Genomic DNA, 5,886 nt, shown 5'->3' on the forward strand with positions numbered 1-5,886 from the left:
CGTAGCTGACCCTCGTAAAGCCGCTGTGGCCGCCGCCATAGCCCGCGCTAAAGCGAAAAAAGCTGCTAAACAAGCTGAAGAAGCAAACGACAGCACAGTTGAACCGTTAGAGGAGCAACAAAGCACGGACACAGAGCAGGCGCAGCTTGATACCCAAACTCCCGAGGCCCGTAAAAAAGCCGCAGTTAAAGCCGCAATTGCAAAAGCAAAAGCGAAAAAGCAAGCCAAAGAACAAGAAGGAAATGAACCGTCATGAAATTAACCATGGCTTCATCCCCGCATAACCATAGCCACAAGTCCGTCAGCAAAATTATGATGACGGTTATGGCTGCCTGTATTCCTGGGATCCTAGTGCAAACCTACTTTTTTGGTTTTGGCGTATTAATCCAGCTAGCGTTAGCCCTAATTACTGTGAGTCTTACCGAGGCTGCCGTACTGAAACTAAGAGGCCGTGAAATATGGCCAAGTTTGAGTGATGGTAGCGCTTGGCTGACAGCACTACTACTTGCCATCAGCGTGCCACCACTGGCACCTTGGTGGGTAACAGTAATTGGTGCATTCTTTGCTATCGCCATCGTAAAACAATTATACGGTGGACTCGGGTTTAACCTATTTAACCCAGCCATGGCTGCCTACGTACTATTGCTAATTTCTTTTCCTGTACAAATGACCTCTTGGTCTCCGATCCAAGAGATAGCAACCCAAACGCTAAGCTTGGCTGATCAGTTTGCGATGATATTCACTGAAGCAACCTCTCAAGGTGTGACTTTAGATAAGTGGAGCACAAACGTCATTGATGGCGCGACCAGTGCCACACCGCTAGATTCGGTAAAAACTTCTGTGTCGCAAGGGTATACGGTAACAGAAGCAATGAGCTACATTGGTTTTGGTGAAATCGCAGGGTTGGGCTGGCAATATGTTAACTTCGCCTTTTTACTTGGTGGGCTTTATCTTTTAAAGGCCAAAGTGATCAATTGGCACATCCCAGTATCTTTTATCGTAAGCCTTGGCCTTGCCAGCGGGGTTGGCTATATTATTGCACCACAATCAGAACCCGGTACTCTCTTCCACCTGTTTAGCGGTGCAACTATGCTAGGCGCATTTTTTATTGCAACCGATCCTGTTTCAGCCTCAACAACTAACCTTGGGCGCTTAATTTATGGCGCAGCGATTGGCTTAACTGTTTATGTGATCCGTCAATTTGGTGGTTATCCAGACGCAGTTGCTTTTGCCGTCGTGATAATGAATATGGCTGTGCCACTGATTGATCATTATACTCAACCACGCACCTATGGCCACGGAGCAAATTCATGATAATTCAATCGATGCAGAAAAACGGTTTGATCTTAGCTGCATTTGCGTTGGCAACCACAGGCGCAGTAGCACTGATCAACGACATCACCAAAGGTAAAATAGCAAATCAAGAACAGCAACACCTTATGCAGTTACTTTCGCAAGTGATTGACAAAGATCAATATGACAATACGCTTTATCTTGATTGCACCACCAGCAACGCTCCAGAATTAGGGCCGCAAGGGCCGCATACAATTTATCGCGCTAGACTTGATGGTGCGCCTTCAGCGTTGCTGGTACGGCATATCACGCCAAGAGGCTATAGTGGTAATATCGATATTCTAACCGCTGTTAACAGAGCAGGTGTGATCTCAGGTGTGCGTATAACACGTCATGAGGAAACCCCGGGACTAGGTGATAAGGTTGAGCTGGCAAAGTCTGCCTGGGTAACAACTTTTAATGGTGTCAACGTTACCAGTGAAGCTGATCCACACTTGAATGTGAAAAAAGATGGTGGTCAGTTTGATGCCTTCACTGGCGCAACCATTACCCCTCGAGCTGTGGTTACGTCAGTAAATCAAGCGGCGTGGTTCGCCAAAACACACTTTGACGCCCTATTTGATGCGAAAAATACTTGTGAGGTATCACAGTGAGCCAATTCAAATCACTGTACCTGGAAGGTACATGGAAAAATAACCCTGCATTAGTGCAGCTATTAGGGCTATGTCCGCTGCTTGCCGTCACTTCAACTGTGACTAACGCACTCGGGCTTGGTATTGCCACATTGTTGGTTCTAGTCGGTTCTAACTTAACGGTTTCTGTTGTCAGAAACTGGGTACCCAAAGACATTCGGATCCCAGTTTTTGTTATGATAATCGCAGCGTTTGTCACCGTGATCCAACTCCTGATGAATGCTTATACCTTTGGTCTGTATCAGTCCCTTGGGATATTTATTCCCTTAATTGTTACTAACTGTGCAATCATTGGCCGAGCGGAAGCTTTTGCTTCAAAAAATACACCGCTATTGTCAGTATGGGATGGTTTAATGATGGGCTTTGGCTTTGCATTGGTATTGTTTGTGCTCGGCGCCATGCGTGAACTTTTAGGCCAAGGTACCTTATTTGACGGTGCAGAGCTTTTGCTTGGTGACTGGGCAAGTATGCTACGTATCGAAGTATTCTCTTTTGATCACCAGTTTTTGGTTGCAATTTTACCACCAGGCGCCTTCTTAGGTCTGGGGTTGCTTATCGCTGCTAAAAATGTCATCGACCACCAAATCAAAACCAAAAACGCGGTGCCAGCTCCCGAGCAAGTTAAAGGGCCGAGAGCACGAGTTACAAACCTAAATTAGCCCAAGGTTCGCAGCGACACCGTCACTGTCGCTGCTAGCAAAACCGTTATTGAGCTTAGCAAGTAAATCTTATGAATAAACAAAAACGCATAGAAATACTCACGCGACTACGGGACGAGAACCCGCATCCTGAAACTGAGTTAGAGTACTCATCACCATTTGAGCTACTCGTGGCCGTTACCCTCTCAGCGCAGGCTACAGATGTTGGGGTGAATAAAGCCACTCGCAAGCTTTTTCCTGTTGCCAACACGCCTGAACAAATCTTGGAACTGGGCCTTGAGGGCTTACGAGACTATATCAAAACCATTGGTTTATTTAATTCAAAAGCCAATAACGTCTATAAGATGTGTCAAATTCTTGTCGACAAACACGGTTCCGAAGTCCCTGAAAATCGAGAAGCCTTAGAGGCATTGCCAGGGGTGGGCCGAAAAACCGCAAACGTAGTATTAAACTGCGCTTTTGGCTGGCCAACTATAGCCGTAGACACCCATATCTTCCGCGTCTCCAACCGCACCAAGTTCGCAATGGGTAAAGATGTCGTTGCTGTAGAGCAAAAGCTAGAGAAGGTCGTTCCCAAAGAGTTTAAAGTCGATGCCCATCACTGGCTTATTCTTCACGGTCGATACGTATGTACAGCTCGCAAGCCGAAATGCGGTTCATGCCTCATTGAAGATCTATGTGAGTTTAAAGACAAAGCTGCTTAGAAAACCAAATTACGGAATAACTAAGAAGAATCTGTAAATGTTGAGCTACAAGACTGCTTGAATAGTAAAAACCTATATTCATAAAGTAACATACGAATCAGGGAACAAATGATGAGTGAGTCAATAACAAAAAAAGAAAAAGTTCAGGCTATTATCGAAATTCTAGACGAACTTTATCCTGAAGTTCCTATCCCTCTTGATCATAAAGATCCATACACCTTATTAGTTGCAGTATTACTATCTGCTCAGTGTACTGATGAACGTGTAAATCAGATCACGCCAAAACTATTTGCGAAAGCTGATAACCCTTATGACATGATAAAAATGAGTATCGATGACATCAAAGAAATCATCAAGCCATGTGGTTTATCACCAATGAAATCAAAAGGTATCTGGCACCTTTCTGAGATGATTATCAATCAGCATAATGGTGAAGTGCCGCAGAATTTTAAAGATCTTGAAGCAATGCCAGGTGTAGGTCACAAAACGGCATCAGTGGTAATGGCACAAGCCTTTAACGTGCCAGCTTTCCCAGTCGATACACACATTCATCGTCTAATGTATCGTTGGGGCCTATCTAATGGCAAAAGTGTAGAGCAAACAGAAAAAGATGGAAAACGCCTTTTCCCAAAAGAACGTTGGAACGACCTTCATCTTCAAATCATTTACTATGGCAGAGAATATTGCCCTGCAAGAGGCTTTGACTTAGATAAATGTATTATCACTCGCCAATATGGCCGCAAGAGCTTCATAAATGAAATTCTGAAAGAGCAAGCCAAAAAGAAATAACTTTCAATAAAAAGTGCCCACTAAAAGGTGAGCATCAATCTATGTGATAACAGCTGCATTTTTGTTTGATTAAGTTTATCGTTAATTTTAATTATGACCATGAAGGGGAAACTTTGCGCTGTTGCGATCTTCCCCTAATACTAGGTACCTGCTAGCCGATTGACATCAGATTTCATATTATTCAGGGGAAGAGCACCTGAAAAATGAGACGAGTAAAGTTATGTAAATAACCTTCCCCCAAGCAGCTTTAATTATTATGAGCTATGATTTGATCAATCTGTAGTTGAGTTGGGGGGCTTTATGTTCAGTAATCGTTTACTATTGGTGTGTAGTTTCTTCTTCTTAACTGCACTTACTGCCTGCGGCAGTGGAGGCAGCGATGCTATAGATTCTCCGCCTTTTTTATTTGTTCCCGAACCAGATAATAGTATTCCTATCGTTAAAGCTGAATCGACTTATGTAACGTTTGTAGATGAAGATGTTACATATGCAGAAGGGCTTAGACACGAGAGTTCAAGTACAACAGCTGTTGCAACTCCGCTTAAATTAGATGTCTATTACCCTAGTAATGGCTCTACCAACAGACCTGTTTTTATGTTTATTCATGGTGGTGGATTTACCGGGGGCACAAAGGCTAAACCAGAAATCGTAGACATGGCAAGTTACTATGCTTCAAGAGGGTGGGTTTTTATTTCAATAGATTATAGAACAGCCGAAGCGTTAATTACGAGAACAAGCATGCCTCAAGATGAGTTACTCTCTTACTTTAAAGGCCTTGCACCGCAAGAGTGGATTGAACATGCTCTCCAAGGTGTTGAAACGATAAAACAGTTTGAACAAGCTGTCGCTATGTATATGGCTCAAAGAGACGCAAAAGCCGCTCTTCGTTGGATAGTAGCAAATGCGGGCATCTACAACATAAACACTGATTACATCACTGTTGGCGGAGCCTCAGCAGGGGCAATTACAGCAATTACACTAGGTATATCAAACCTAGAAGATTTTAGAGACGAAATATCAATTAATAACGACCCTACACTTGCAACAACAAACATACAAGAGGCCTATGACGTAAAAAACATGGTTTATTTTTGGGGTTCGAATGTAAAACTAGACCTGTTCGAAGGTGTGTATGGAGCGTATTTATATGACAGTGACGACCCTGAACTTTTCATGGCGCATGGTACTAATGATGCGAATCCATCTACACCATATTCTGAAGCAATAGAATTACAAGGAATCTATGATTCTTTAAGTATTCATAACGTGCTTGTTACTTTAGAAGGTGCTGGACATGGCGCTTGGGATGTAACCGTTGATGGACAAAATTTATCCGGAATAACCTTTGATTATATAGTAGAGAGGCAAAATCTAACTGTTGAATAGTCAAGTTAATCTATAACTACCCCAGATTTTGTAAAGCTCATTGGTAGAATTACGTTGCCTCAAGATAGTGCATCGTGAGGCTGCACATAATTATAACTATCTAACCAAACTAGGTGAAAATGTCCTTGGCGATATCTAAGTCTATTGTTACTTTATTCATGTGATTCTCTATGCTTTGTTTATGCGAAAACTTACCCCAAACTAATATGGCGCATCATGACGCCGATGGGGAGTAGTTACAAGTCCATTCCATTAATTACCTTAATTAATTGATCTGTTTTTAGGCGAGAAAGTATCGTTGATAACACCACTACCGCGTCCTGCTGTCGCTGAAGTCCCTAAATCCCTGTCGGCAAGTCAAAA

At 43.1% G+C, this 5,886-nt stretch carries 6 protein-coding genes and 1 pseudogene; all 7 read left to right on the top strand.

The features are described from left to right. Positions 1-256, top strand: a pseudogene (locus D9603_RS19690) (electron transport complex subunit RsxC); the annotation flags it as partial. Further along, on the top strand, positions 253-1,314 hold the full coding sequence (gene rsxD / locus D9603_RS19695) for an electron transport complex subunit RsxD (protein ID WP_128732586.1): 1,062 nt from the start codon (positions 253-255) through the stop codon (positions 1,312-1,314). The pseudogene D9603_RS19690 and the gene rsxD, both read left to right, overlap by 4 nt. After that, the gene (rsxG, locus tag D9603_RS19700) at positions 1,311-1,946 is read left to right on the top strand and encodes an electron transport complex subunit RsxG (protein ID WP_128732587.1); all 636 of its coding nucleotides are present in this window, start codon (positions 1,311-1,313) and stop codon (positions 1,944-1,946) included. Before rsxD ends, rsxG begins: the two co-directional genes overlap by 4 nt. Beyond that, positions 1,943-2,644 carry an electron transport complex subunit E gene (locus D9603_RS19705; protein WP_128732588.1) on the top strand — a complete coding sequence of 234 codons (702 nt, stop codon included), beginning with the start codon at positions 1,943-1,945 and terminating at the stop codon, positions 2,642-2,644. The genes rsxG and D9603_RS19705 overlap by 4 nt, the downstream gene beginning before the upstream one ends. 71 nt (positions 2,645-2,715) lie before the next feature. Further along, positions 2,716-3,348 (top strand): endonuclease III, encoded by a 633-nt coding sequence (gene nth / locus D9603_RS19710; protein WP_128732589.1) that lies wholly within the window; start codon positions 2,716-2,718, stop codon positions 3,346-3,348. 111 nt (positions 3,349-3,459) lie between these two features. Then, positions 3,460-4,137, top strand: coding sequence for an endonuclease III (nth, locus tag D9603_RS19715; RefSeq protein WP_161972772.1), 678 nt, complete (start codon positions 3,460-3,462; stop codon positions 4,135-4,137). Positions 4,138-4,437: 300 nt separating this feature from the next. Beyond that, positions 4,438-5,523, top strand: coding sequence for an alpha/beta hydrolase (locus D9603_RS19720; RefSeq protein ID WP_128732590.1), 1,086 nt, complete (start codon positions 4,438-4,440; stop codon positions 5,521-5,523). The last annotated feature ends 363 nt before the right edge of the window (positions 5,524-5,886 follow it).

Origin of the sequence: Pseudoalteromonas sp. PS5 (genome assembly GCF_004103255.1) — a bacterium.
Taxonomy (GTDB): domain Bacteria; phylum Pseudomonadota; class Gammaproteobacteria; order Enterobacterales; family Alteromonadaceae; genus Pseudoalteromonas; species Pseudoalteromonas peptidolytica.